The sequence below is a fragment of the Mycobacterium sp. NPDC003449 genome (assembly GCF_053588415.1).
This window is the reverse complement of sequence record NZ_JBSFPX010000105.1, coordinates 1-24218: the sequence shown is the minus strand read 5'-3', so window position 1 is coordinate 24218 and position 24218 is coordinate 1. Positions and strand designations below refer to the sequence as shown.

General features: G+C 67.5%; 28 protein-coding genes and 1 pseudogene. 18 read left to right on the top strand and 11 right to left on the bottom strand.

All coding sequences use genetic code 11. From position 1 onward, the window contains the following. A partial coding sequence (locus ACWDTP_RS23660) for a vitamin B12 dependent-methionine synthase activation domain-containing protein (RefSeq protein ID WP_450024253.1) occupies window positions 1-1560 on the top strand: 1560 nt, incomplete at its 5' end. Here the strand turns inward: ACWDTP_RS23660 and ACWDTP_RS23655 are convergent. Further along, a complete protein-coding gene (locus tag ACWDTP_RS23655; protein ID WP_450024251.1) occupies window positions 1542-2003 on the bottom strand; it encodes an SDR family oxidoreductase in 462 nt (153 codons plus the stop codon). The two genes, ACWDTP_RS23660 and ACWDTP_RS23655, sit on opposite strands and share 19 nt — an antisense overlap. A 45-nt stretch (window positions 2004-2048) precedes the next feature. On the opposite strand from ACWDTP_RS23655, the gene ACWDTP_RS23650 reads away from it, so the two are divergent. Beyond that, a complete protein-coding gene (locus ACWDTP_RS23650; protein WP_450024259.1) occupies window positions 2049-2732 on the top strand; it encodes an HAD family hydrolase in 684 nt (227 codons plus the stop codon). Window positions 2733-2787: 55 nt separating this feature from the next. Beyond that, window positions 2788-4410, top strand: coding sequence for a sugar porter family MFS transporter (locus ACWDTP_RS23645; protein WP_450024249.1), 1623 nt, complete (start codon window positions 2788-2790; stop codon window positions 4408-4410). On the opposite strand, the gene ACWDTP_RS23640 is transcribed toward ACWDTP_RS23645, so the two are convergent. Further along, the gene (locus ACWDTP_RS23640; RefSeq protein WP_450024248.1) at window positions 4403-5161 is read right to left on the bottom strand and encodes a hypothetical protein; all 759 of its coding nucleotides are present in this window, start codon (window positions 5159-5161) and stop codon (window positions 4403-4405) included. The genes ACWDTP_RS23645 and ACWDTP_RS23640 overlap by 8 nt on opposite strands. A 162-nt stretch (window positions 5162-5323) precedes the next feature. On the opposite strand from ACWDTP_RS23640, the gene ACWDTP_RS23635 reads away from it, so the two are divergent. The 7 genes from ACWDTP_RS23635 (at window position 5324) to ACWDTP_RS23605 (ending at window position 10643) form a co-directional block, all read left to right on the top strand. Next, window positions 5324-5641 carry a hypothetical protein gene (locus tag ACWDTP_RS23635; protein ID WP_450024246.1) on the top strand — a complete coding sequence of 106 codons (318 nt, stop codon included), beginning with the start codon at window positions 5324-5326 and terminating at the stop codon, window positions 5639-5641. A gap of 31 nt (window positions 5642-5672) precedes the next feature. Then, the gene (locus ACWDTP_RS23630; RefSeq protein WP_450024244.1) at window positions 5673-6995 is read left to right on the top strand and encodes a hypothetical protein; all 1323 of its coding nucleotides are present in this window, start codon (window positions 5673-5675) and stop codon (window positions 6993-6995) included. 23 nt (window positions 6996-7018) lie between these two features. Further along, on the top strand, window positions 7019-7549 hold the full coding sequence (locus ACWDTP_RS23625) for a hypothetical protein (RefSeq protein WP_450024242.1): 531 nt from the start codon (window positions 7019-7021) through the stop codon (window positions 7547-7549). 26 nt (window positions 7550-7575) lie between these two features. After that, complete coding sequence (locus tag ACWDTP_RS23620) at window positions 7576-7848, top strand: phosphoribosyl-ATP diphosphatase (protein ID WP_450024257.1); 273 nt, start codon at window positions 7576-7578, stop codon at window positions 7846-7848. Window positions 7849-7863: 15 nt separating this feature from the next. Next, a complete protein-coding gene (hisG, locus tag ACWDTP_RS23615; RefSeq protein ID WP_450024255.1) occupies window positions 7864-8718 on the top strand; it encodes an ATP phosphoribosyltransferase in 855 nt (284 codons plus the stop codon). Window positions 8719-8781: 63 nt separating this feature from the next. Next, window positions 8782-9264 (top strand): DUF4126 family protein, encoded by a 483-nt coding sequence (locus tag ACWDTP_RS23610; protein ID WP_450024240.1) that lies wholly within the window; start codon window positions 8782-8784, stop codon window positions 9262-9264. A gap of 2 nt (window positions 9265-9266) precedes the next feature. Further along, window positions 9267-10643, top strand: coding sequence for an FAD-containing oxidoreductase (locus ACWDTP_RS23605; protein WP_450024238.1), 1377 nt, complete (start codon window positions 9267-9269; stop codon window positions 10641-10643). On the opposite strand, the gene ACWDTP_RS23600 is transcribed toward ACWDTP_RS23605, so the two are convergent. From ACWDTP_RS23600 to ACWDTP_RS23585, 4 genes are all read right to left on the bottom strand, one after another. Next, the gene (locus ACWDTP_RS23600) at window positions 10594-11241 is read right to left on the bottom strand and encodes a flavodoxin family protein (RefSeq protein ID WP_450024236.1); all 648 of its coding nucleotides are present in this window, start codon (window positions 11239-11241) and stop codon (window positions 10594-10596) included. The genes ACWDTP_RS23605 and ACWDTP_RS23600 overlap by 50 nt on opposite strands. Then, the gene (locus ACWDTP_RS23595; protein WP_450024234.1) at window positions 11222-11749 is read right to left on the bottom strand and encodes an SRPBCC family protein; all 528 of its coding nucleotides are present in this window, start codon (window positions 11747-11749) and stop codon (window positions 11222-11224) included. The genes ACWDTP_RS23600 and ACWDTP_RS23595 overlap by 20 nt, the downstream gene beginning before the upstream one ends. Next, window positions 11746-12063, bottom strand: coding sequence for an ArsR/SmtB family transcription factor (locus ACWDTP_RS23590; RefSeq protein WP_450024232.1), 318 nt, complete (start codon window positions 12061-12063; stop codon window positions 11746-11748). The genes ACWDTP_RS23595 and ACWDTP_RS23590 overlap by 4 nt, the downstream gene beginning before the upstream one ends. Window positions 12064-12146: 83 nt before the next feature. After that, complete coding sequence (locus ACWDTP_RS23585; RefSeq protein ID WP_450024230.1) at window positions 12147-13133, bottom strand: acyl-ACP desaturase; 987 nt, start codon at window positions 13131-13133, stop codon at window positions 12147-12149. Between the two features lie 448 nt (window positions 13134-13581). On the opposite strand from ACWDTP_RS23585, the gene ACWDTP_RS23580 reads away from it, so the two are divergent. Then, window positions 13582-13803 carry a hypothetical protein gene (locus ACWDTP_RS23580; RefSeq protein ID WP_450024228.1) on the top strand — a complete coding sequence of 74 codons (222 nt, stop codon included), beginning with the start codon at window positions 13582-13584 and terminating at the stop codon, window positions 13801-13803. Between the two features lie 13 nt (window positions 13804-13816). Here the strand turns inward: ACWDTP_RS23580 and ACWDTP_RS23575 are convergent, their stop codons facing one another. Both ACWDTP_RS23575 and ACWDTP_RS23570 read right to left on the bottom strand, forming a co-directional pair. Beyond that, complete coding sequence (locus ACWDTP_RS23575; RefSeq protein ID WP_450024226.1) at window positions 13817-14614, bottom strand: thioesterase family protein; 798 nt, start codon at window positions 14612-14614, stop codon at window positions 13817-13819. Continuing rightward, window positions 14611-15441, bottom strand: a complete 831-nt coding sequence (locus ACWDTP_RS23570) for a RecB family exonuclease (RefSeq protein ID WP_450024224.1) — start codon at window positions 15439-15441, stop codon at window positions 14611-14613. The genes ACWDTP_RS23575 and ACWDTP_RS23570 overlap by 4 nt, the downstream gene beginning before the upstream one ends. Window positions 15442-15526: 85 nt before the next feature. Here ACWDTP_RS23570 and ACWDTP_RS23565 point away from each other — a divergent pair, with 85 nt between their 5' ends. Continuing rightward, entirely contained in the window at window positions 15527-16366 is an 840-nt protein-coding gene (locus ACWDTP_RS23565) for a tRNA (adenine-N1)-methyltransferase (protein WP_450024222.1), read from the top strand. Between the two features lie 24 nt (window positions 16367-16390). Here ACWDTP_RS23565 and ACWDTP_RS23560 read toward each other — a convergent pair whose 3' ends face one another. Both ACWDTP_RS23560 and ACWDTP_RS23555 read right to left on the bottom strand, forming a co-directional pair. After that, window positions 16391-16927 carry a hypothetical protein gene (locus ACWDTP_RS23560; RefSeq protein WP_450024220.1) on the bottom strand — a complete coding sequence of 179 codons (537 nt, stop codon included), beginning with the start codon at window positions 16925-16927 and terminating at the stop codon, window positions 16391-16393. Then, window positions 16928-17431 (bottom strand): hypothetical protein, encoded by a 504-nt coding sequence (locus tag ACWDTP_RS23555; RefSeq protein WP_450024218.1) that lies wholly within the window; start codon window positions 17429-17431, stop codon window positions 16928-16930. A 145-nt stretch (window positions 17432-17576) separates the two neighbouring features. On the opposite strand from ACWDTP_RS23555, the gene arc reads away from it, so the two are divergent. Then, a complete protein-coding gene (gene arc, locus ACWDTP_RS23550; protein ID WP_450024216.1) occupies window positions 17577-19418 on the top strand; it encodes a proteasome ATPase in 1842 nt (613 codons plus the stop codon). Here arc and ACWDTP_RS23545 read toward each other — a convergent pair. Beyond that, entirely contained in the window at window positions 19351-20604 is a 1254-nt protein-coding gene (locus tag ACWDTP_RS23545) for a DUF418 domain-containing protein (RefSeq protein WP_450024214.1), read from the bottom strand. The two genes, arc and ACWDTP_RS23545, sit on opposite strands and share 68 nt — an antisense overlap. A 49-nt stretch (window positions 20605-20653) precedes the next feature. Here ACWDTP_RS23545 and ACWDTP_RS23540 point away from each other — a divergent pair, with 49 nt between their 5' ends. From ACWDTP_RS23540 to ACWDTP_RS23520, 5 genes and pseudogenes are all read left to right on the top strand, one after another. Further along, entirely contained in the window at window positions 20654-21211 is a 558-nt protein-coding gene (locus ACWDTP_RS23540; protein WP_450024212.1) for a TetR/AcrR family transcriptional regulator, read from the top strand. Between the two features lie 410 nt (window positions 21212-21621). Then, a complete protein-coding gene (gene ectA / locus ACWDTP_RS23535) occupies window positions 21622-22167 on the top strand; it encodes a diaminobutyrate acetyltransferase (RefSeq protein ID WP_450024210.1) in 546 nt (181 codons plus the stop codon). A 56-nt stretch (window positions 22168-22223) separates the two neighbouring features. Then, window positions 22224-23510, top strand: a complete 1287-nt coding sequence (gene ectB / locus ACWDTP_RS23530) for a diaminobutyrate--2-oxoglutarate transaminase (protein ID WP_450024208.1) — start codon at window positions 22224-22226, stop codon at window positions 23508-23510. Window positions 23511-23546: 36 nt separating this feature from the next. Further along, window positions 23547-23939 carry an ectoine synthase gene (locus ACWDTP_RS23525; protein ID WP_450024207.1) on the top strand — a complete coding sequence of 131 codons (393 nt, stop codon included), beginning with the start codon at window positions 23547-23549 and terminating at the stop codon, window positions 23937-23939. Next, window positions 23936-24218: pseudogene (locus ACWDTP_RS23520) on the top strand (ectoine hydroxylase); the annotation flags it as partial. The gene ACWDTP_RS23525 and the pseudogene ACWDTP_RS23520, both read left to right, overlap by 4 nt.

Genomic DNA, 24218 nt, shown 5'->3' with positions numbered 1-24218 from the left:
GTGGTGAAGTCGGCCCGGGTGATGAAGAAGGCCGTCGCCTACCTGCTGCCCTACATCGAAGCGGAGAAGGAAGAGTCAGGGGCGGCTGCCGGTAAGGACACCAACGGCACCATCGTGATGGCGACGGTGAAGGGCGACGTCCACGACATCGGCAAGAACATCGTCGGAGTCGTATTGCAGTGCAACAACTTCGAAGTGATCGACCTCGGTGTGATGGTTCCCGCCCAGAAGATCCTGGATGCGGCCAAGGAGCACGACGCCGATATTATCGGGCTGTCCGGCCTGATCACGCCGTCGCTGGACGAGATGTCCAACTTCGCGGTCGAGATGGAACGCGAGGGGCTGGAGATCCCGCTGCTGATCGGTGGCGCGACCACCTCGCGCGCCCACACCGCCGTGAAGATCTCGCCGCGTCGCAGCGGGCCGGTGGTCTGGGTCAAGGATGCGTCGCGCTCGGTGCCGGTCGCTGCCGCGCTGCTCGACGACAAGCAACGGCCGACGCTGCTGGAGGCCACCGAGAAGGACTACGCGTCGCTGCGCGAACGGCACGCCCAGAAGAACGAGCGCCCGACGCTCACGCTGGAGAAGGCGCGCGCGAACCGGACACCGATCGAGTGGGAGGGCTACACGCCGCCGGTACCGGCGATAGGTGCGGGAGTACGGGATTTTCAGGATTATGACCTCTCGGAGCTGCGCGAGTACATCGACTGGCAGCCGTTCTTCAACGCCTGGGAGATGAAGGGCCGGTTCCCCGACATCCTCAACAACCCGGCCTCCGGCGAGGCGGCCCGCAAGCTGTACGACGACGCCCAGCAGATGCTCGACACCCTGATCAAGGAGAAGTGGCTGACCGCCAACGGGGTGATCGGGTTCTTCCCGGCCAACGCAGTCGGCGACGATGTCGAGGTCTACACCGACGAGACCCGTACCGAGGTGCTCACCACGCTGCACAACCTGCGCCAGCAGGGCGAGCACCGCGACGGCATCCCGAACCGGAGTCTCGGTGACTACATCGCCCCCAGAGAAACGGGTCTGGCCGACTACGTCGGCGCGTTCGCCGTCACGTCGGGACTCGGCAGCCAGGACAAGATCGCGGAGTTCAAGGCCGCCCTCGACGACTACAGCGCGATCCTGCTGGAGTCGGTCGCGGACCGGCTGGCGGAGGCCTTCGCCGAGCGGATGCATCAACGGGTCCGCGAGGAGTTCTGGGGATACCAGCCCGATGAGCAGCTGGACAACGAGGCGCTCATCGGGGAGAAGTACGTGGGGATCCGTCCCGCCCCCGGCTACCCGGCCTGCCCGGAGCACACCGAGAAGGCGACGCTGTGGACGTTGATGGACGTCAAGGAACGGACCGGCATCGAGCTGACCGAGTCGATGGCGATGTGGCCGGGGGCCGCGGTCAGCGGATGGTATTTCTCCCACCCGCAGTCGCAGTACTTCGTGGTCGGCAGGCTGGCCCAGGACCAGGTCGCCGACTACGCCAGGCGCAAGGGCTGGACGCTGGCCGAGGCCGAGCGCTGGCTGGCCCCCAACCTCGGCTACAACCCGGAGGACTGAAACAGGCCCCGGTTGCGGGCCGCCCACTGCGCCATCGATTCGGCCGGCGTGCCGGTCAGCCGCGCGACGTTGTCGTTGGCGGCCTGGTGGTCCGGATCGCCCTCGAAGAGGTCGAGATACCACTGCGCCCCGGCCCAGTGCGCGCCGCCGGACAACGCCACCACATAGCGCACACCCGCCTGCACCATCAGCTCGAGGGTGGGTTGGGCGGTGGCCGGGAGCGGGGCCAGATACACCCGTTCGACGCCGTCGAATGCGGCAGGAAGAGTCTCTGGTTTTCCCAGGTATCCGGTGATTGCTGTCACAGATTCCGGCAGCGCGGCCTTCGCCGGATTCGTGGTCAACGCGCGGATATCCCCGATATCGCTGCCGCCCAAACGAATTAGTTCGTCCACGACCCGCCTGCCGATGTTGCCTGTGGCTCCCGTCACCAGAATCGTCATGCTCCCACGTTATCGACGGCTTCGGACAATGCGAGAATGGCTGTCATGCGTGCGGTGCTGTGGGATATGGATGGCACCCTCGTCGACTCCGAAAAACTCTGGGATGTCTCGATGCACGCGCTGTACGCGCGGATGGGGGCGGTGCTGCGCCCCGAGGTCAGGGAGTCCACGGTCGGCGGCTCCTCGGCGAGTGTGATGCGGATCGTCTACGACGATCTGGGACTGGAGCCGGACCCGGCCGCGATGGCCGAATCCGCGGATTGGCTGCACGATTACACCGGTGAGCTTTTCGAGCGGGGACTGCCGTGGCAGCCGGGGGCCAGGGAGCTGCTCGACGGGCTGACCGCGGTCGGTATCCCGATGGCGCTGGTCACCAACACCCGCCGCGATCTCGCCGAGCGGGCACTCAACAGCATTGGCCGTCACTACTTTTCGGTGACCGTGTGCGGTGACGAGGTCGACAACGGCAAGCCCGCACCCGACCCCTACCTGCGCGCCGCCGAATTGCTCGGTGTGGCGCCCGCGCAGTGTCTGGCGGTCGAGGATTCGGTGACCGGTACGGTATCGGCCGAGGCCGCGGGGTGCCCCGTGCTGGTGGTGCCCAACGACATCGAAGTGCCCGACGGCCCACGCCGGCGGCAGGTGGACTCGCTGGCGCGGCTGGACGTGTCGGGTCTGCGTACCGTATTCGACGGCTTGAATTCGCAAGTCGGAGAACGCACCGCCTGATCCAGCCGTGTGATTGAATGTGATCCTGATCACGCATTGCTGCGGAGGGGGTCGCATGACTCACGGACCGACCGGCGACTCGGTATCCGGGCTCGACTACGAGGAATCCGAGCACAGCGGCAAGGTGGTCAGGATCGCATCGGTGGCCGCCCTCGGCGGGTTGCTGTTCGGATATGACAGCGCGGTGATCAACGGGGCGGTTGCGGCCCTGCAGGACGAATTCGGTATCGACAACATCACCCTCGGCTTCGCGGTGGCCTCGGCCCTGCTCGGGGCGGCGGTGGGTGCGCTGACCGCGGGTCGGCTGGCCGACAAGATCGGCAGGCGGTCGGTGATGAAGCTGGCCGCGTTGCTGTTTCTGGTCAGCGCGGTCGGCACCGCGTTCGCCAACCACATCTGGCTGGTCGTCGTCTTCCGCATCGTCGGCGGGCTCGGGGTGGGGGTGGCCTCGGTGATCGCGCCGACCTACATCGCCGAGACGGCGCCGCCGCGCATCCGGGGACGGCTGGGCTCGCTGCAGCAGCTGGCGATCGTGACCGGCATATTTCTGTCCCTGTCGATCGACTATCTGCTCGCCCATCTGGCCGGCGGCTCCCGGGAGGAGCTGTGGCTCGGCATGGCGGCCTGGCGCTGGATGTTCCTGGTGATGGCCGTCCCCGCCGTGGTGTACGGCACGCTGGCCTACACGATCCCGGAGTCGCCGAGATACCTGGTCGCCCAGTTCCGGATTCCGGAGGCGCGCAAGGTACTCGGCATGCTGCTCGGCGAGAAGAACCTCGAGATCACCATCCACCGGATCGAGGATTCGCTGAAGTCGGAGAAGCCGCCGTCCTGGCAGGATCTGCTCAAGCCGCCCGCGCCCGGTGTCGCCATCGGCGCGATGACCGCGTGGGTCCGACGCTACCTGTGGTGGCTGCTGTTGCTGTTCGTGGTGCTCGCCGTGGTGGCGTTCTCGATCGGATTATGGCCGCTGGCAATAGTATTCGTTGCACTCGGGGTCTGGGTCGCCGTCATCGGCGGGCTCTACAGCATCGTATGGGTCGGCTTGGGGTTGTCGATCTTCCAGCAGTTCGTCGGCATCAACGTGATCTTCTACTACTCCAATGTGCTGTGGGAGGCAGTCGGATTCGAGGAGAGCCAGGCCTTCACCATCACCGTGATCACCTCGGTGACCAACATCGTCACCACGCTGATCGCCATCGCACTGATCGACAAGGTCGGGCGCAAGCCGCTGCTGCTCATCGGGTCCACCGGGATGGCGCTCACCCTGGGCACCATGGCGGTGATCTTCGGGACCGCCCCGCAGGTCGACGGCCAGCCTGCGCTCGGCGGCGTGGCCGGGCCGATCGCGCTGATCGCGGCCAACCTGTTCGTGGTGGCGTTCGGGATGTCGTGGGGCCCGGTGGTGTGGGTGCTGCTCGGTGAGATGTTCCCCAACCGGATCCGGGCGGCCGCACTGGGCCTGGCGGCCGCGGGCCAGTGGGTGGCGAACTGGTTGATCACCGTGTCCTTCCCGGAACTGCGCAACATCCTGGGCGTGGCGTACGGGTTCTACGCGCTGTGTGCGGTGCTGTCCTTGATCTTCGTGTGGCGCTGGGTCGCCGAGACCAAGGGCAAACACCTCGAGGACATGCACGAGGACATCCGGTCACCCGACGGCAGGCCCGCGGTCACCTAGCCTGTCCGGCGGTCATGGCGTCGATCCTCGCGCTGAGCGTTGCCTCGTCCACCGGCACCGCGACGTTGAAATCGGGCAGATACCGGTAGTCCCCGTCGTCGTCGATCCGGATGGCGACGAGGACGGGTTCGGTCCAGTCGACGCCCCATTGCCGCGCCGGCCGCCAGCGGGACTGGAAGATGGCGACGGCGGCGACATCGGCGTCCGCCACGGTGTGATGGTCGGGGTCGCGGCGTGGCGCGACGGGGGTGAGCACGGCCACGCCGCGGTCGTCGTCCTCGTCGTCGGTCTCGGGCTCGCCGGGACCGGCGGGCCCGCCGAAATACCCGATATAGCCCGGCACGACGATGCGCGGATGCGTGCCGGGCCGGGTCAGCCCGGTCAATGCCGCGGTCGCCGCGCCGAGGTCGCCGGGATGCACCGCGAAGATCTCCACGACATCGTCGAAGCCGCGCTGGCGGGCCACGTACCCGGAATCGGCATCGTGGAACCCGAGGATGCGCCCGTCGGCGACATCGGCATCGGCATGGTGCACCCGACAGGTCAACCAGATGTCGGCGGTGACGTAGGTATCGGCCCAGCGGCGGAATGCCGGGTCGGTGTCGGGGGCCGGCGCGGGCGCAGCGCCGGCCCCGGGGCCCCGGGTGTGCGCGAACGGGTAGGGCAGGCCGTCCTGTCCGGCGAGCCGACCGATCGCGGCGAGCTCGGACAGGTCGATCTCGCCGACCCGACGCATATGTGCACCGAACACCCGTCGCCTCCCTGTTGCCGACACGATAGCCCGGCCGGGCGCCACTTCTGGGTTGGCACAAGGATTTCCAATTCAGCCACACAGCGGTTGCCTGACCGCAATCGATTGCTAACTTGTGACTGACAAGGTTTGACCGACAACTGCCAATGCGTCGGGGGTACGGTGGCGGATCCGTTGGAAATCGAATTGGCCGCGCTGGGCCGGTTATCGGTCGACCTGAACCGATTGGGCGGCTCGCTCAAACGGCTGAGCGAGATCCCGTCGCTGACCGCGGTACCCAATGCCGCGGTCGACATGCCCTCGCTGGTCGCCGCGGTACCGGTCAGCACCCAGACCATCAAGAGCCTGCAGGGCACCGTCGCGGATCGGTTCACCGAAGTGGGTTATCTGGTCGACCAGGCGCGAACCCAGTTCACCAAGGCCGACGATCCCCGTGCCTGGGTGATCATCCGGACCGGCAACCTGCTGCCCGCGGACTGACCGGCAGCGAAGCCCAGGTATCCGTGTCGTGGTGACCCGCAGGCAGATCGACGCCGCCAGGCCCGAGACGGTGCTCGCCATGGCGCGATCCTGGAAGTCCTCGGCGGCCGGCCTGGCGACCGCGGCCGAGACCTACCAGACCAATGTCCGAAACCCCGGTGGCCAACCCTGGTCGGGTCTCACGACGAACGCCGCGATCAGGATGGCGGGCAACGACCGCACCGCGATCGACAACCTGCGGCAGGCCATCGACACCATGGCCGACGCCTCGATCGATTCGATCAACGATCCGGTGATCCCCAACCTCAACGATGTGCGTTCCAAGATCAGCTCGGCGGAAGCGGCCGGGTTCACCGTCAACGACGATCTGACCATCACCTTTGTGCAGTCGACGCCGCCGGATCCGCAGCGACAGGAGGACGCCGAGCGCCGGGCCGCCGAGATCGGGGCGGCCGCCACCAAATGGTGGAATGCCGATCAGGCGGTGGCCGACCAGATCAACCACGACAAGCAGGGTTTGGCGGTCAGACTCAACTCCGACCGGGACCCGAACTCGGCGGAATACGAGCGCCGGTTGCGCGAGGCGGGCCTGCTCACCGGGCCGCCGCCGAGCGGCTACTACGCGCAATGGCTGGCCAACGCCGAACGCGCGGGGATATCGCCCGACGAGATCGTCAAGATCGCACAGCGTTTCGAAATCACCCCGGATTCCTTCACGGTGCTCGACGGGATGAAGGAGATCAAGGACAGGGACGGTAAGTCGTTCTTCCTGCTGCCCGAGGGCGCGGGCGGCGACGATGCCCGCCAGGCGACCCTGATGACCTACATCCTCAACGCCCGGACCGACTACGGGGCGGCGGGACGAAAACCGGACGTCAAGAACAGTTTCGCCGAGACCCCGTACTCCGCCGACGAAATCCAGCGGATCATCGACCGCCAGGAGGACAACAGCTGGAGCTACAGCCAGGACGTCGCCTTCGTGCACGGCAACGGCGGCCGCCTGGTCACCACACCCAACGGCATGATGATGGGGCTCGGCGGCAACGGGCTTCAAGACCTGTACAGCCAGAAAGCCGGGACCACCTGGGGCGACACCTTCATGCTCGATATCGACGATCCGGCCGATCCGGCCGCCCAGCTCGAAGACGTCGTCGAATCCGGGCAAGCCTGGTACGTCGACGACGACGGCGACGCCTACGCCGGGAATCTCGATCTGGACCGGCTGCTGCACCACGAGGAGCGACACTCGCAGCAGTGGGCGGACTATGAGCATCTCGGCATGGCGTGGAAGATGGCCACCGACAGTCACGGACTCGAGGAGGACGCGGGACTCGCGGACGGGGGTTACCACTGATCGGCCGGCGGACGACAGCGGCGATGCTGGCTCTGGCGGCCGTATCGGTGACGGCCGGGTGCGATGGCGACGACGGTTGGAGTCCGGAGGCGCAGTTCGCCCCGTCGTTGCAGCCGGCGTTCGGGGCGCGGGTCACCGACGGCCGGTTACGGATCTGGACCGGCACCCCGTGCACCGGCGTGACCAGGCTGGCCCTCACCTTCGACGCCGACCGCCCCGACCGCGCCGACCTGGTACTGACGGCGCCCGATGCCGACGGCGCACCGCTCGAGCATTTCACCCTCGGCGACCCCAGCCCCGGGCTGGAGGTATCTGAGCCGCTGCCCCATGGATACGACTGGCGTCGCGCGCGGACCCTGCGTCTGGTGATCTCGGCGAGCCGTGACGGCTGGGGTTCGAACGCCGACCTCGGCGAGGTGACCGACGGCTCGCCGCACCACCCGGCCGACACCTACTGGTTCCAGGACATCGGCTGGCTGGACGCCGCGGGTGTCGCCGAACAGGACGGTAAGACCTTCCTGACCACCTGTTCATCCGATCCGGCCAAGGCCTGACGGGTGTTCACCCGGTCCATGAAACAATTCTGTTCGTGAAGACCTTCGACGCACTGTTCGCCGAGCTTAGCGATAAGGCGCAGGCCCGACCGGCCGGTAGCGGTACGGTCGCGGCACTCGACGGCGGCGTGCACGGGCTGGGCAAGAAGATTTTGGAGGAGGCCGGCGAGGTGTGGCTGGCCGCCGAACACGAGAGCGACGATGCGCTGGCCGAGGAGGTCAGCCAGTTGCTGTACTGGACTCAGGTGCTGATGCTCTCGCGCGGCCTGACCCTCGACGACGTCTACCGGAAGCTGTGAGTGGTGGCTGAGCAGATGCTGCGGGTGGCGGTGCCCAACAAGGGCGCGCTCAGTGAGTCCGCCGCCGAGATCCTCGCCGAGGCCGGGTACCGGCGCCGTCGCGATCCCAAGGACCTGACCGTCGTCGACCCGAACAACAACGTCGAGTTCTTCTTCCTGCGGCCCAAGGACATCGCGATCTACGTCGGGTCCGGACAGCTCGATCTGGGGATCACCGGGCGCGATCTGGCCGCGGATTCGGATGCCCCGGTGCGCGAGCGCCTTTCGCTGGGCTTCGGGAACTCGACGTTCCGCTACGCGGCCCCGGCCGGACGGGAGTGGCGCACGGCCGATTTGGCGGGCAAGCGGATCGCCACATCCTTTCCCAACCTGGTGCGCAAGGATCTCGCGGCGCACGGGATCGAGGCCACCGTCATCCGGCTCGACGGTGCGGTGGAGATCTCGATTCAGCTCGGCGTCGCCGATGTGATCGCCGATGTGGTCGGTTCGGGCCGCACGCTCGGCCTGCACGGTCTGGTGGCGTTCGGGGATCCGCTGTGCGAATCGGAGGCGGTCCTGATCGAACGCGACGGCGCCGACGGCGACGGGAGCGCCACCGCGCGTGGTCAGCTGACCGCGCGGGTGCAGGGCGTGGTGTTCGGACAGCAGTACCTGATGCTGGACTATGACTGCCCGCGTGAGGTTTTGGACCGGGTCACCGCGGTGACCCCGGGGCTGGAGTCGCCGACGATCGCGCCGCTGGCCGATCCGGGATGGGTCGCGGTGCGGGCGTTGGTGCCGCGCCGTGACGTCAACGGCATCATGGACGAGATTTCCGCGATCGGCGCGAAAGCGATTCTGGCCTCTGATATCCGGTTCTGCCGGTTCTGATAGCCGGGTGCCGCGGCGCCGTGCGTGCTAGCGTCCGGGTGACAATTCCGGTCGGAGGTTGCCATGACGCACTTTATGGTCCTGCTGTTGGCTCTGCTCATCGGTGTGGTGGCGGGATTGCGTGCCTTCACCGCCCCTGCGGCGGTGGCGTGGGCGGCGGCGCTGGACTGGATCAACCTCGACGGCACCTGGGCGCAGTGGCTGGCGCATCCCGTCGTGGTCGGCGTTCTCACCATTCTGGCTGTGGTCGAATTGGTTTCCGACCAGGTACCGAGAACACCGAGCCGCAAGACCGCGATGCAGTTCGCCGCCCGGCTGATCACCGGCGGCTTCGCCGGTGCGGTGATCGGGACGGCGTGGGGCTACACGTTCGGCGGCCTCGGCGCGGGCATCGTGGGGGCGGTGCTCGGGACGCTCGGCGGTGCCGAGGCGCGCCAACGCCTGGTCGCGGCCAACGACGATCATGACCTGCCGATCGCCCTGCTCGAGGATACGGTCGCGGCGCTCGCCGGTTTCGCGGTCGCATCGTTGACCTTGATCGTCTGACGATGGCGGCCGCGCAGAAATTCGATGCCATCGTGGTGGGGGCCGGTCAGGCCGGGCCGTCGTTGGCCGGCCGCCTGACCGCGGCCGGCCAGACCGTCGCGGTGATCGAACGCAAACTCGTCGGCGGCACCTGCGTGAACTCCGGGTGCATTCCCACCAAAACCCTGGTGGCCAGCGCGCACGCCGCCCACCTTGCCCGCAGGGGCGCCGAATACGGTGTCGGCACAGGCGCTGTCACGGTCGATATGGCCAAGGTCAAGGGCCGCAAGGACCAGATCATGCTGGACGACCGGCACGGACTCGAATCCTGGCTTGAGGGGATGGACGGTGCGACGCTGATCCGTGGCCATGCCAGATTCGTCGATCCGCACACCCTCGACGTGGACGGACGGTCGCTGTCTGCGGACCGGATCTTTCTCAATGTCGGTGGCCGCGCGGTGGTTCCCGATATCCCCGGCCTGGACGGCATCGACTATCTGACCAATGTCGGGATCCTGGAACTCGATTCGGTGCCCGAGCATCTCGTCATCGTGGGTGGCAGTTATATCGCGCTGGAGTTCGCGCAGATGTACCGCCGGTTCGGCGCCAGGGTGACGGTGCTGGAGAAGGGGCCTCGGCTGACGTCACGCGAGGACGAGGACGTCTCGGCCGCGATCAAGGAGATCCTGGAAGCCGAGGGCATCTCGGTGCGGCTGAACGCGACTGGGATCAGATTCACCAAGCGCGACAACGGGTTCGATGTGACGCCTGCCGACGGTGCCGAACCGGTCTCGGGCAGCCATCTGCTGCTCGCGGTCGGCCGGATGCCCAACACCGACGATCTGGGGCTGGACCGCGCCGGTGTCCGCACCGACGATCGCGGCTATATCGTCACCGACGATCAGCTGCGCACCACGGTCGACCACATCTGGGCGATGGGGGACTGCAACGGAAAGGGTGCGTTCACCCACACGTCCTACAACGACTTCGAGATCGTGGCGGCCAACCTGCTCGACGACGATCCGCGCCGGGTCAGCGACCGCATCGGCACCTACGCGCTCTACATCGATCCGCCGCTGGGCCGGGCGGGGATGACCGAGGACCAGGTCCGCAAGTCGGGCCGAAAGGCGTTGGTGGGCAAGCGCCCGATGACCCGGGTGGGACGGGCCGTCGAGAAGGGGGAGACCCAGGGTTTCATGAAGGTCGTGGTGGACGCCGAGACCGAGGAGATCCTCGGTGCGGCGATCCTCGGTGTCGGGGGTGACGAGGTCGTGCACTCGATCCTCGACATCATGACCGCGCGCAAGCCCTACACCGCGATATCGCGCACCATGCACATCCACCCGACCGTCAGCGAGCTGGTGCCGACGGTGCTGCAGGAACTGAAGCCGCTGGACTGACCGTCCGGCCGATGTTGAGCTGGCGGGTCACCAGCGTGACGCGCTGCCCGAGGTGGCGGCAGGTCGCGACGTCGGACGGGTGTACCTGATCGGGGCCGGCGTCCACGTTCGTCTGCGCGCCTGCCCCCAGAAAGAAACCCAGCCGGTTGAGGTCGTCCTCGCTGCTGACCGAGCTGTTCCAGCCGGGTGCCAAACCCAGGTTCACCCAGTGCATGCGGTGTTGGGCGGCGAAGACCGCCAGCGAACTCAGGGTGTTCAGTTTGTCCCCGCTCTTGCCGCCGGAGTTGGTGAACCCCGCCGCGACCTTGTCGCGCCAGCTGCCCTCGACACAACGCCGGCCGGTCTTTTCGGTGAAGGCCTGGAATTCGGCGGCCACATTACCCATGTAGGTGGCGGTGCCGAAGATCATCGCGTCCACACCGTCCAGCACATCCCAGTCGTCCTCGGTCATGGCGGCGACGGCGATGACCCGGACGTCGCCCCCGGCGTCGCGGGCACCGGCGGCGACGGCCTCGGCCAGCGTCGCGGTATGCCCGAACCCCGAGTGGTAGACCACGGCGACGGTCGGGGCCGCGATATCAGTTCCATTGTGCAGCATGGTCGTTTCCTCTCAGCTGTTGAGCGACTTCCTGATAGCGCCTGGCCCAGTCGGGCAGGGGCCGACCGCCGAGGTGGGCCTCCAGCCGGTCCAGATAGGCGTGCGTACCCGGGTGAAAACCCTGACCGTCGGAGACCGTGAGGCCGCGGTGGCTGAACCGCAGCAGGGTGCCTTCGCCGTCGGGGGTGAGTTCGTAACGGACGACGCCGGATCCGGTGTCGGTCAGCACCGGCTGGCTCCACTCGTGTTCGAAAACCCTTGGCGGGTCCCACACCCGGATCCGTCCGGTCATCTTCTTCTGCTGCGGCGAGATCGGTGGAGAGTGCGGAATCATCTCGATGGTGCCGCCCTCGCGCGCATCGATGGTGGTCTGACCCATCCACTGATCCCGCTGTTCGGGATCGGTGATCGCCGACCACACCGCGTCGACGGGGTAGGGCAGCCGGCGTTCGAAGCTGAGCACCGCACGATCGCCGTCGATCGTGAGTTTGCCTTCGCGTCCGGTCATTTCGCCTCCTTGTGGGTCGCCTTGAGGTGGGCTTCCAGAGCGTCGAGGTGGTCGGTCCAGTAGCGGCGGTAGCGCTCGATCCAATCGTCGATCTGCATCAGGCCGTCGGGGCGCAGTGCGTAGATGCGGCGCTGGGCGTCGGGCCGGACTTCGACCAGGCCGACCTCGCGCAGCACCTTGAGGTGGCGCGAGACGGTCGGCTGGGTCAGCTCGGGCAGGGTGGCGACCAACTCGCCCGCGGTGCGTTCGCCGCCGACGAGTGCGTCCAGCAGGGCCCGCCGGCTGGGTTCGGCGACCGCTTCGAAGACGTCCATGACATGTATATTACATGCGAGCTATATAGAAGCAAGTCTATATATGAGAGAAGCCTTGGCCGGTCCGAGCCGACCAAGGGTGATTACGGAGTTGCCGCTGCTTTTTCGGCCGCGCGCTCGGCCTTGGCCGCCTCGCGGGCCAGCATCCGATCGCGCTGCTCCTCGAACTTCAGCACCTGCTTCTGCAGATCCTCGAGATAGTCCGCCAGCTGTTCCCGGCGCTTCTCGCCGCGCGCGCTCACATCGGTGCGGTCGAAGATCCGCCACTTCTTGACGCAGGGCATCACGACCTCTTCGAGGTGCTGGCGCAGATCGTAGATGCCGTGTTTGGCCATGATCACGCTGTTGCGACGCCAGTTGGGCATCCCGCGGCCGGGCATCTGGAAACCTTCGATGATCGCGCAGACGGCTTCCATGGCCTGGTCGGGTGCGAGCTCGAAGCCCGCGCTGAACATATTGCGGTAGAAGACCATGTGCAGGTTCTCGTCGGTGGCCACCCGCGACAGCATCGCCTCGGCGATGGGGTCGTTGCACACCTTGCCGGTGTTGCGGTGGCTGACGCGGGTCGCGAGCTCCTGCAGCGTGGCGTACGCCGAGATCATCAGCGGGCCGGGCTCGTGGATCTCGCGCTCTTCCTCGGTCGGGTCGTAGCCGTTCTGCATGTGCTCCATGCGCGCCCGTTCCAGCGCGACCGGGTCGACCCCGCGGGTGACGACGAGGTAGTCGCGGATCACGATGCCGTGGCGGTTCTCCTCGGCAGTCCAGCGGTTGACCCAGTCACCCCACGCGCCGTCCAGCGTGAAATGCCACGCCGCGCCCCGGTGGTAGGAGGGCAGGTTGTCCTCGGTGAGCAGGTTGGTCACCATCGCGACCTTGGCCACCTCGCTCAGCTGTGACTGCTCGGGCGCCCAGTCCTCGCCCCCGAGGGCCGCGTAGTTGCGGCCGCGGTCCCACGGCACGTAATCGTGCGGGTGCCATTCCTTGGCCACGGCCAGGTGGTGGTTCAGATTTTCCTCGGCGACCGGTTCGAGTTCCTTCAGGAACTCGATATCGGTGAGATCTCGCTGCATGGCCCTCCCTGGACATGATCGCACTCGGCATAGATGCGTTGTTTGCTCAGGGAACCGACGCTTGCTTCCCCCGGATGCGTGGCCCCGGCAACCGTGACGTCGCTGGTGAGCGACGGATTTGTGGCATTGACTTCCATCTACACGGGCCGAACTGCATGGACGCGGGACCCTCCGTCGTGTCCCACCAGGAATCTTCCTGGGTGTCCAACCCGAAATTCTCCGGGCCGGCCCTGCGAAGTCTACATGCCGGCCGGATTATCGACGGGATCTCCTCCGTGCGCCGGGCCGATCGTTACCGGATTCCTTTTCAGCAAAACCGTCGAATTAGCTGACAATGGCTCGACCTGCGAATTGGGCGGCGGCGCCCGTGGCCGTACTACGGTGGACGAGGGACGGGGAGTGCTCGCTTGACGCGATGAGGGGTGTGATCCGGGTGAGGAATATTGGGGTGCTCGCTGCCGCACTCGGCGCGGTGGCCGTGCCGATGGGGATCGCGGTCGCCGGGGCGGCTCCCGCGCCGGCCGACCCCGGGCTGTGTGTGAGCGGCCCGTACGGCTACGCGCAGGCCTGCGTCGAAGCGCCCGGCTGGCATGACGACTGGTACGACGGCCCGCGCTGGCGCGGCGGCTGGCACGACGGTGACGGCGACGACCAGGGCGAAGACGACTAGTAGCCCGGCCCGATCACGGCGCCCGCAGCACCAGCAGGGTCTGCGCCGAGGTACCGATGAAGCCCCGGCGGTCGAAGATCTCGGCCGTCGTCGCACCGATACCGTCCGGGCCGATCGATCCTCGGGCCCGCACCGCGAAATCCGAGCCGACCGGCAGCCGGTGCAGGTGCACCGAGGTGTCGGTGTTCATGAAGACGAACCGTTGCGGGTCGAGTGCCGCGCCGACGCCGTTGGCCGAATCGACCACCAGCGCCAGCCGCTCGACGGCGCTGGTCGGCTCGTCGTCGACCACCCGCACCAGCGGGCTCATCCACACCACTGCCGCACCGGCATCCTGGGCGGGCTGTCTGCGCCAGGTCACGGTCTGCAGATAGCCGGGCGCACCCGCCCACCCGTGCGGCACCTCGGCCGGTTCACCTTCGACCAGCGGCGGGAAGCGGTCGGTCGCGACATCGCTGGTGTCGCTGGTGGCCAGCAGCCAGGCGCTGACCTTGGCCACCGCACGCCAGGCGCCGTCGGGACGCTGCGCGGCCATCTCGGCGGCGACCAGCGATATGCGTGACCCCGGCCGCTCGACCCAGGCCCGGACCCGCACCGGCGCAACCGGAATCGCACCGAGGATGTCCAGCGTCAGCCGGCCGATGCGCAGCCCCGATTCCGCGGTCAATTCCTCGATCGCCTTGGTCAGCAGCGCCAGCGGGGGCGAGCCGTGCTGGATCGCCGGATCCCAATTGCTGCGAGTGTCGGGGGTGGACTCGAACAGTCCGAATTCACCGTCGGACCCGATCCGACGGTAGTGGCAGCCGATCATGCGGCGCCGAGTTCGTGCGGCCAGCCCGGGTACGGCGGCGGTGTGCCGCCGAAGGCCGGGCACAACGACTGATGGGCGCACCACGAGCACAGGCGGGACGGGTTGGCCCGGAAGTCGCCGGTGGCGCCGGCGGCCTGGATGGCCCGCCAGATCGCCATCAGGGTGCGTTCGAACCGCAGCAGTTCGTCACGGTCGGGGGAGTAGTCCAGCACCTGGCCGTCGGCGAGATACAGCAGCCGCAACCGGGTCGGCATGACACCGCGCGAGCGCAGCAGGGCGATCGCGTAGAACTTCATCTGAAACATCGCCTTGAACTCGGCGAGCGCTCTGGCCTCCGGCGGGGCCTTGCCGGTCTTGTAGTCCACCACCCGCAGCTCGCCGGTCGGCGCGACGTCGATCCGGTCGACGAATCCCCGCAGCAGCGTGCCGTCGGCCAACTCGACCTCGAGCCGCTGTTCGCAACTCTCCGGGTCGAACCGGGTCGGATCCTCCATCCGGTAGTAGCCCGACACCAGCGCCCTGGCCTCGTCGAGCAGCGCGGCAGGCCGCTCCACATCGGCCAGCCCTGGCTCGGCGGCCACCACGCGCTCCCAGGCCGGCGCCACGAGCTCGACGGCGGTGTCGTGGACCCGCTGCACCGCGGGCAGCCCGTACAGCTGCTCGAGGGCCGCGTGCACCAGCGTCCCGCGCAGCTGCGCGGGCGACCGCGGCTCGGGCAGCCGGTCGATGGCCCGGAACCGGTACAACAACGGGCACTGCTTGAAATCGGCGGCTCGCGAGGGCGACAGCGCCGGGCGGCGCACACCTTCGGCGGGCTCCTCACTCATACCTGGCAGCCTAGAACCGCCCGCCGACAAAGTTGCGCAACCCCGGGCATCGCGGCGCGCGGGGTTGCTGGCAGGCTGGACGACTGTGCCGAGAACAGGACCGTTTGCCGTCGGTGACCGCGTGCAGCTCACCGACGCCAAGGGCAGGCACTACACGATGGTGCTCAACCCCGGCGGCGAATTCCACACCCACCGCGGGATCATCGCGTTCGACGAGGTGATCGGGCTGCCGGAGGGCAGCGTCGTCAAATCCACCAACGGCGACCAGTTCCTGGTCCTGCGGCCGTTGCTGGTCGACTACGTGATGTCGATGCCGCGCGGCGCCCAGGTGATCTACCCCAAGGACGCCGCCCAGATCGTGCACGAGGGCGACATCTTCCCGGGTGCCCGGGTGCTGGAGGCCGGTGCCGGTTCGGGGGCGCTGACCTGCTCGCTGCTGCGGGCCGTGGGTCCCGGCGGCAGCGTGACGTCCTACGAGGTGCGCGACGACCACGCCCCGACCGCCGAACGCAACGTCACCACGTTCTTCGGGGAGCGGCCCGACAACTGGGAGCTGGTGATCGGCGACGTCGCCGGCTACTCGGGGCAGGAGATGGACCGGGTCGTGCTGGACATGCTGGCGCCGTGGGAGGTGCTGCCCGCGGTGTCGGGTGCCCTCGTGGCCGGTGGGGTGCTGATGGTTTACGTGGCCACCGTCACCCAGCTGTCGCGGACCGTCGAGGCGCTGCGCGAACAGCAGTGCTGGACCGAGCCGCGGGCCTGGGAGAGCATGCAGCGCGGCTGGCATGTGGTGGGGCTGGCGGTACGCCCGCAGCACACCATGCGGGGGCACACGGCATTTCTGATCAGTGTGCGGAAATTGGCGCCCGGCGCGGTGGCGCCCATGCCGCTGCGCCGCAAACGCCAGCTCGGTGGCGGGGTCTAGCCGACTCGTGGACCGCGGCGCGACTCACGGGGTCGGAGTGGGCGGCGGCGCGGGACCGCCGGCGGCGCCCATCTCCAGCAGCATATCGGCGGTGTGCCTGGTCAACTGCCAGTCCCCGGCGTTGGGGGTGAATTCCATCGGGAAGCTGAACGCCTGATCGCCCGCCGCGGTGGTGACCTTGATCGTGGCCACCACATTCTCCGGCTCGGTCGGTGACCAGGCCAGCTCGGTGGCCTCGAAGTTCAGTGGGGTGAAACCGTTGTCGGCCAATGCGCGGCCGAACTTGTCCAGGGCCGCCGCATCGCTCGGCGTGGCCTCCTCGACCAGGCCGACCTTGTCGGCGCCCGCGACGCCGACGTCGGCCAGCCGGTACAGCACGCCGGTCAGGGCGTCCGGGGCGGGCAGCGGCGCCTCGGGAGGCGGCGCGGGGGCGGCCGTCGTCGATATCGACGGGCCGGGTTCCGGGCCTGCGGCGGGCTGCGGGCCGGAACTGCACCCCGACAGCCCAAGTGCCGCCACAATCGTGGCGGCACTCAGGACTGCGATACGGATTCTGGTCAATTACCCGACGGACGACAGCAGGTTCAGGGCCGATCCTTTTTCGATCTGCCAGCCGGTGGGGCTCGGACCGGCCACGAACTGAATGTTCTGGGTGGCCGTGCCGCCGGTCGCCGCGGTGGCGGTGACGTCGGCGCTCGCCACGCCGCCCTCCTGGTTGATGTTGGCGACGACGAAGGTCAGCGGGAACTTGCCCTCCGCCGCGGCCTTGTTGTACGCCCGGTCGGCCGCGACGCTCTCGACGCGCCCGATGCCGCCCTGGATGTAGGGGGCCTTTCCGCGGAACGATCCGCCACCGGCGAGGGCCTGCAGCGTCTGCACCAACGGTGCTTCCAGATCGGGCGCGGGCACCTGTGGCAGCGGCGCGCCGAACACAACCGGCGCCACGGCCGGTGAGCTCGACATTCCGCTGGATGCAATGGAAGTCACACCCGCCGCGGCGCCGCCCACCACAGCGGCCGCTGCAGCTGCGGAGATGAAGCCGGTAACGAGGGTTTTCAGGGTCACGACTGTCCTTTCGATCGGACCAACTGGACTACGAGGCTAACAGTGGTGCTGGTGTGTCGAGTTCCTAGACCGCACACAAAGGCTGAATCGCCGGTAGCGTTGAAGTTGTTACTGCACCAACTTCCGGTGCGGGAGGGAGCGCAATATGAGTGAGTCAGAGCGTTCGGAAGACTACCCCGAGGACTTCGCGGGGGCCGAATCCCGACCCATTTCCAGCGAGGACGCCGCCGAGCTGGAAGCGTTGCGCCGGGAGGCCGCGGTGCTGCGCGAGCAACTGGAGAACGCGGTGGGCCCGCAGAGCGGTCTGCGTAGCGCCCGCGACGTGCACCAGCTCGAGGCACGCATCGATTCGCTCGCGGCCCGCAACGCCAAGCTGATGGACACCCTCAAGGAGGCCCGCCAGCAGCTGCTCGCCCTCCGCGAAGAGGTGGACCGGCTCGGCCAGCCGCCCAGCGGTTACGGCGTGCTGCTGGCCACGCACGAGGACGAGACCGTCGACGTGTTCACCTCGGGCCGCAAGATGCGGCTGACCTGCTCGCCGAACATCGAGACCGCCACCCTCAAGCAGGGCCAGACGGTCCGGCTCAACGAGGCGCTCACGGTCGTGGAGGCAGGCACCTTCGAGGCCGTCGGGGAGATCAGCAGCCTGCGCGAGATCCTGGCCGACGGGCACCGTGCGCTGGTGGTCGGCCACGCCGACGAGGAGCGCATCGTCTGGCTGGCCGAGCCGCTGGTCGCGGCCGGGGACCTGCCCGACGATCCCGACGCGCCGCTCGACGACACCCGCCCGCGCAAACTGCGTCCTGGCGACTCGCTGCTGGTCGACACCAAGGCCGGCTACGCCTTCGAGCGGATTCCCAAGGCCGAGGTCGAGGATCTGGTGCTCGAAGAGGTGCCCGATGTCAGCTACAACGACATCGGTGGCCTGGGGCGCCAGATCGAGCAGATCCGCGATGCGGTCGAGCTGCCGTTCCTGCACAAGGAGCTGTACAAGGAGTACTCGCTGCGCCCGCCGAAGGGCGTGCTGCTCTACGGTCCGCCCGGCTGCGGCAAGACGCTGATCGCCAAGGCCGTGGCCAACTCGCTGGCCAAGAAGATGGCCGAGGTGCGCGGCGACGACGCCCGCGAGGCCAAGAGCTACTTCCTCAACATCAAGGGCCCCGAGCTGCTGAACAAGTTCGTCGGCGAGACCGAGCGGCACATCCGGCTGATCTTCCAGCGGGCCCGCGAGAAGGCCTCCGAGGGCACCCCGGTGATCGTGTTCTTCGACGAGATGGATTCGATCTTCCGCACCCGCGGCACCGGTGTCAGCTCGGATGTCGAGACAACCGTTGTGCCGCAGCTGCTTTCGGAGATCGACGGCGTCGAGGGCCTGGAGAACGTCATCGTCATCGGTGCCTCCAACCGCGAGGACATGATCGATCCGGCGATCCTGCGGCCGGGACGTCTCGACGTCAAGATCAAGATCGAGCGGCCGGATGCCGAATCGGCGCAGGACATCTTCTCCAAGTACCTCACCGAGGATCTGCCGGTGCACGCCGACGACCTCAGCGAGTTCGGCGACGATCGGTCGCTGACGATCAAGACCATGATCGAGAAGGTCGTGGACCGGATGTACGCCGAGATCGACGACAACCGGTTCCTGGAGGTCACCTACGCCAACGGTGACAAGGAAGTCATGTACTTCAAGGACTTTAACTCCGGGGCGATGATCCAGAACGTGGTCGACCGGGCGAAGAAGAACGCGATCAAGAGCGTGCTGGAGACCGGCCAGCCCGGTCTACGGATCCAGCACCTGCTCGATTCGATCGTCGACGAGTTCGCCGAGAACGAGGATCTGCCCAACACGACCAATCCCGATGACTGGGCCCGGATCTCGGGCAAGAAGGGGGAGCGGATCGTCTACATCCGCACCCTGGTCACCGGGAAGAGCTCGAGCGCGTCGCGGGCGATCGATACCGAGTCGAACCTGGGTCAGTACCTCTAGTCCCCTCGCGAGCAGACACAGAACTGCCCTTTTTCCGCGGAAAAGGGGCAGTTCTCTGTCTGCTCGCGAGCATCCGGTAGCTGGTGTTCCACAGCCATTCCACCGGGCCCCGGTCGAACCACCGCAACCACAGGTGGGCGAAGGTCATCACCACGGCGGCCACCGCCAGGTAGATCGTGACGGTGACCGGCACCCGGTGTTGGGACGGGGTGGCGGCGGCCACGCCGAGGCCCCAGCCGTAACAGATCGCCGAGGCCACGACATTCTGTAAAACGTAGCTGGACAACGCCATCCGGCCGACCTCGGCCATCCGGCGCCCGGGCCAGCCGGGTGCCGGCCTGCGGACGTACAACTCGGCGACGGCGGCGAGGATGGCCAGCGACACGAACGGAGCCACGCCGTAGCGGGCCAGTATCAGCCCCGGGCCACCGCCGGCGACCTCGAGCACGATGTCGAGCGGCGCGGCGACGGTCAGGCCCAGCCAGATCAGCCTGCGCCGCAGGGCGGCGCCGCGCTCCTCCAATACTCCGGCGTGAAAAAGCCTGGCCCCCAACAGGAACAACGCGATCGACATCGGGAAGATGAGCAGTGTCTCGAGCCGGAACAGCACCAGGTGATCGACCCGGAACAGCACCAGATCCCAGAAGGATCCGTCCGCGTACGGGTTCGGATCGAGTGCATCCGACGGTCCCTGCCCGCTCGGTGCGGTCGACAGCAGCCAGGTCAGCAGCGTCAACAGCATGATGTGCACGGCCGCCGCGGTGAGGATGGTCGTGCGCTGCGTGCGCGGTGAGGTCACCAGCAGATACGACACGATCCAGCCGGTGATGGCGTAGCCGGTGAGGACGTCGAACTCGGTGAACAGCAGGAAGTGCACGATGCCGTCCACCAGGAGCAGCAGCGCCCGCCAGGGATAGCTGCCGGGCCACCGCTGCCCGGACTGCACGGCCGAACGTCGTTGCAGGGCAAGGCCGATCCCGAACATGATGGTGAGCAGCCCGAGGAACTTACCCTGGGCCAGCAGTTGCAGAACGACCTCGACGCCGCGCCAGGGCGACTCCGGCGGACCGTTGAGGTAGCCGACCATGCCCTCGGGGTTGGTGAAGATCCAGATGTTGGTTCCCAAGGTTCCGAGGATCGCGATACCCCGCAGGACGTCGAGCGATTGCAGGCGTGCGGTGGCCATGGCACCGGACGCTACCATACGAGCGTATGGGTTTCGGTATGCTCGAAGGGTGAGTGAGCCGTATCAGCGGATGGCCGACGCGGTGCTGCGGGTGCTGGTGGCCGAGGGCTTCGAAGGCGTCTCGGTGCGCAAAGTCGCCGCGCTCGCCGAGGTGTCGATCGGCGCGGTGCAGCACCATTTCCCCACCAAAGACGTCATGCTGGCCGCGGCGATGGACCGGGCCGCGGCGCGGTTCACGGCGCGGCTCGACGAACGGCAGTCGCCGGGAATGACGCCCGCCGAGCGGCTGGAGGCGCTGGCCGTTGCACTGGTCGGACCCGGTCCCGAGGATCGCGACATCGTCGTGGTCTGGTTGCTGCGGTTGGCGCGGGCGGCGGTGGACGAACCGACCGCCGCCCGGCACCGGCAGGACTGGGCGCACCTGACCCGATGGCTGGCCGAGCTGATCGCGGCCGCGGCACCCGAGGTGGACGCCGCGACGGCCGCGGTGGAACTGCTGGCGCTGCTGGACGGGCTGGCTTGCTCGGTGGCCGTCGAACCCGACCGGGTCAGCCCCGAGCTGGCCGTTCGGATCGCCCTCGGTCACGTGCGGCGGCTGCTGAATTGATGCCGTTCGGCGGCCGATCCTGAATATCTGCCCGAGCGGTCCGGAAAAGGAATATCCGGCGCATTTATCCGGCGTGGATTGACCGGAAATAGAGCCCTTTTCGAGTCCGCCGAATTGTGACCGGAATTAACCGGCCGGGGCTCGACGCGGCGCTGCCGCGCCCGCTGGCGGCGTCCCCCGGGTCGAACCGTCGGCCCGGAGGTAACAATTTGATAACGTCACTGACGTTTCTCCGATTCGGCGAAGTCGCGTTGTTCTCCCAGTTCATCGGTGGTCCGCGCAAGCGTGAAGGGGTGTCTGGAGCGGTCCTGCGGGTTGATCCCAGGGGTGCGATGTGCTTACGGTCGGAGGCACCGATGACTTGAACTGATGATGCTTGCTGATTGTTCGGTGGTGACTTTTAACTCGATATGCCTGTTTTGAAAAGCGTCCCGGGACGCCATTCCCGGGAAGAATGCCTGCGCACGCCGCAGGGAACCGATGCGATCGGTATTCGCGATATCGCGGCCGGCACCGATGTTCTGGATGTGAATTCCACCTACGCCTATCTGCTGATGGCGACCGATTTCGCGGCGACGTCGATCGTGGCCGACCGCGATGGCGACGTCTGCGGATTCATCACGGGCTACCACCCGCCGCCACGGCCGGACGTGCTGTTCGTCTGGCAGGTGGCCGTCGCGGCGTCCGCGCAGGGCGGCGGACTGGCGAGCCGGATGCTCGACGCACTCGTCGACCGGGTCCGGTCGGAGCGGTTCGGGCACCCGATCACCGTCGAGGCGACGGTCTCGCCCAGCAATACGGCCTCGCGCGCGTTCTTCGGTGCGTTCGCGCGCCGTCACGGCGTCCCGCTCATCGAGCGCCCGCACTTCGGGTCTGAGCTGCTCGACGCCGGCCACGGCCACGAGGACGAACCGATCCTGCGGATCGGACCCATCGCCACCGAATTGGCGGTCTGATTCGGCGTGCGCCGAACCGGGCCAGTTGTTTTCATTGAATTGATCGGAGGATTTCCTTGCTGCTCGCCACTACCGAACCGTCGACCGAGTCCGACCTGCCCGATGTGTTCGACTCGGTCGAATCCGAGGTGCGTAGTTACTGCCGGGGGTGGCCCACCGTCATGGTGAGCGCCACCGATTCGCGGGTGACCGACGCCGCGGACCGTACCTACATCGACTTCTTCGCCGGCGCCGGGGCGCTGAACTACGGCCACAACAATCCGCTGCTCAAGGCGCCGCTGCTGGAGTATCTGGCCTCGGACGGGATCGTGCACTCGCTGGACATGGCGACCTCGGCCAAACAGCGGTTCCTTGAGACGTTTCAGCGGCTGGTCCTGCAGCCCCGTGGGCTCGACTACAAGGTGCAGTTCCCCGGCCCGACCGGGGCGAACTCCGTCGAGGCGGCCCTCAAGCTCGCCAGGAAGGTGACCGGCCGCGAGTCGGTCATCAGCTTCACCAACGCTTTTCACGGGATGACGCTCGGCGCGCTGTCGGTCACCGGCAACTCGATGAAACGCGCCGGCGCGGGCATCCCGCTGGTGCACGCCACCCCGATGCCCTACGACAACTACTTCGGCGGTGTCACCGAGGACTTCCAGTGGTTCGAGCGGGTGCTCGACGATTCAGGCAGCGGGCTGAACCGGCCCGCCGCGGTGATCGTCGAAACCGTCCAGGGCGAAGGCGGTCTCAACGTTGCGCGGATCGAATGGCTGCAGGCCCTGGCCGAGCTGTGCCGCAAGCGCGACATCCTGCTGATCGTCGACGACGTCCAGATGGGGTGCGGCCGCACCGGCCCCTTCTTCAGCTTCGAGGCCGCCGGGATCGAGCCCGACATCGTCACGCTGTCGAAGTCGGTCAGCGGATACGGCCTGCCGATGGCGCTGACCTTGTTCCGCCGCGATCTCGACGTGTGGACGCCCGGTGAGCACAACGGCACCTTCCGCGGTCACAACCCGGCATTCGTCACCGCCACGACGGCGCTCGAAACGTACTGGCAATCCGCAGAATTCAGCGACGAGACCGAGCTCAAGGGCAAGTTCGTCCGGGACCGGCTCGACGAGATCGCGGCTCGCTACGACGGGGTGACGGCCCGGGGCCGTGGGATGGCGCAGGGGCTGAAGTTCGACGACGCGGACCGGGCCGGCGAGGTCTGCCGCGCCGCCTTCGACCGCGGCGTGCTGATCGAGACCAGCGGCCCCTCCGACGAGGTCGTCAAACTCCTTCCCCCGCTGACCACCTCGCGCAGCGACCTCGAGGCGGGCCTCGATATCCTCGCCGAGTCGACCGCAATCACCTTGAGCTAGACATCAGCTGAACATCTAGGACTGGGAGTAAAAATCATGATTGTGCGTACCACCGCCGAGATCACCGGAACCGACCGTGACGTCACCGACGGCACCTGGCGTTCCAAGCGCATCATCCTGGCCGGCGACGGTGTGGGTTTCTCGTTCCACGAGACCACCATCGAAGCCGGGTCGGTCAACGAGTTCCACTACCAGCACCACGTCGAGGCCGTGTGGGTCGTGGAGGGCAAGGGCACGTTGACCAACCTGGAGACCGGTGAGCAGTACCCGCTCGCGGACGGAACCATGTACCTGCTCAACGACAATGACCACCACCGGGTCACCTGCGACGAGCAGCTCCGGATGCTGTGTGTGTTCAACCCGCCGGTCACCGGCCGCGAGGTGCACGACGAGAACGGCGTATACCCGGCGCCGCAGTCCGTCGCATGAGTGCACTCATGGACACCGCGATCGAGGATCCCTACCCGACCCGGCTGGATCATGCGATCACCCCGGTCCCGCGGCACGAGCCCGCGGCCTGGGGGAGCGTGGCCGACGGGCCGCTGGGCCAGGGTGACCTGGACGGCTTCTCCGAGAAGGGGTACCTGATCCGGCCGGACACCGTCAGCGATGACTGGCTGCCGCCGCTGCGGCACGAACTCGACCGGGCCGCAGCGGATCTGGACGCCGACGACCCGCGGGTCGTCCGGGAGCCGGGTGGAACCATCC

What these genes read in the sequence shown, in the direction of transcription:
- ACWDTP_RS23570 (WP_450024224.1), bottom strand. Translation starts at nt 15,441, where the DNA reads ATGAGTGAGGAGCCCGCCGAAGGTGTGCGCCGCCCGGCGCTGTCGCCC.
- ACWDTP_RS23585 (WP_450024230.1), bottom strand. Translation starts at nt 13,133, where the DNA reads ATGCAGCGAGATCTCACCGATATCGAGTTCCTGAAGGAACTCGAACCG.
- ACWDTP_RS23650 (WP_450024259.1), top strand. Translation starts at nt 2,049, where the DNA reads ATGCGTGCGGTGCTGTGGGATATGGATGGCACCCTCGTCGACTCCGAA.
- ACWDTP_RS23545 (WP_450024214.1), bottom strand. Translation starts at nt 20,604, where the DNA reads ATGGCCACCGCACGCCTGCAATCGCTCGACGTCCTGCGGGGTATCGCG.
- ACWDTP_RS23655 (WP_450024251.1), bottom strand. Translation starts at nt 2,003, where the DNA reads ATGACGATTCTGGTGACGGGAGCCACAGGCAACATCGGCAGGCGGGTC.
- ACWDTP_RS23625 (WP_450024242.1), top strand. Translation starts at nt 7,019, where the DNA reads ATGCTGGCTCTGGCGGCCGTATCGGTGACGGCCGGGTGCGATGGCGAC.
- ACWDTP_RS23610 (WP_450024240.1), top strand. Translation starts at nt 8,782, where the DNA reads ATGACGCACTTTATGGTCCTGCTGTTGGCTCTGCTCATCGGTGTGGTG.
- ACWDTP_RS23590 (WP_450024232.1), bottom strand. Translation starts at nt 12,063, where the DNA reads ATGGACGTCTTCGAAGCGGTCGCCGAACCCAGCCGGCGGGCCCTGCTG.
- ACWDTP_RS23525 (WP_450024207.1), top strand. Translation starts at nt 23,547, where the DNA reads ATGATTGTGCGTACCACCGCCGAGATCACCGGAACCGACCGTGACGTC.
- ACWDTP_RS23595 (WP_450024234.1), bottom strand. Translation starts at nt 11,749, where the DNA reads ATGACCGGACGCGAAGGCAAACTCACGATCGACGGCGATCGTGCGGTG.
- ACWDTP_RS23600 (WP_450024236.1), bottom strand. Translation starts at nt 11,241, where the DNA reads ATGCTGCACAATGGAACTGATATCGCGGCCCCGACCGTCGCCGTGGTC.
- ectA (WP_450024210.1), top strand. Translation starts at nt 21,622, where the DNA reads ATGCCTGTTTTGAAAAGCGTCCCGGGACGCCATTCCCGGGAAGAATGC.
- hisG (WP_450024255.1), top strand. Translation starts at nt 7,864, where the DNA reads ATGCTGCGGGTGGCGGTGCCCAACAAGGGCGCGCTCAGTGAGTCCGCC.
- arc (WP_450024216.1), top strand. Translation starts at nt 17,577, where the DNA reads ATGAGTGAGTCAGAGCGTTCGGAAGACTACCCCGAGGACTTCGCGGGG.
- ACWDTP_RS23575 (WP_450024226.1), bottom strand. Translation starts at nt 14,614, where the DNA reads ATGATCGGCTGCCACTACCGTCGGATCGGGTCCGACGGTGAATTCGGA.
- ACWDTP_RS23645 (WP_450024249.1), top strand. Translation starts at nt 2,788, where the DNA reads ATGACTCACGGACCGACCGGCGACTCGGTATCCGGGCTCGACTACGAG.
- ACWDTP_RS23605 (WP_450024238.1), top strand. Translation starts at nt 9,267, where the DNA reads ATGGCGGCCGCGCAGAAATTCGATGCCATCGTGGTGGGGGCCGGTCAG.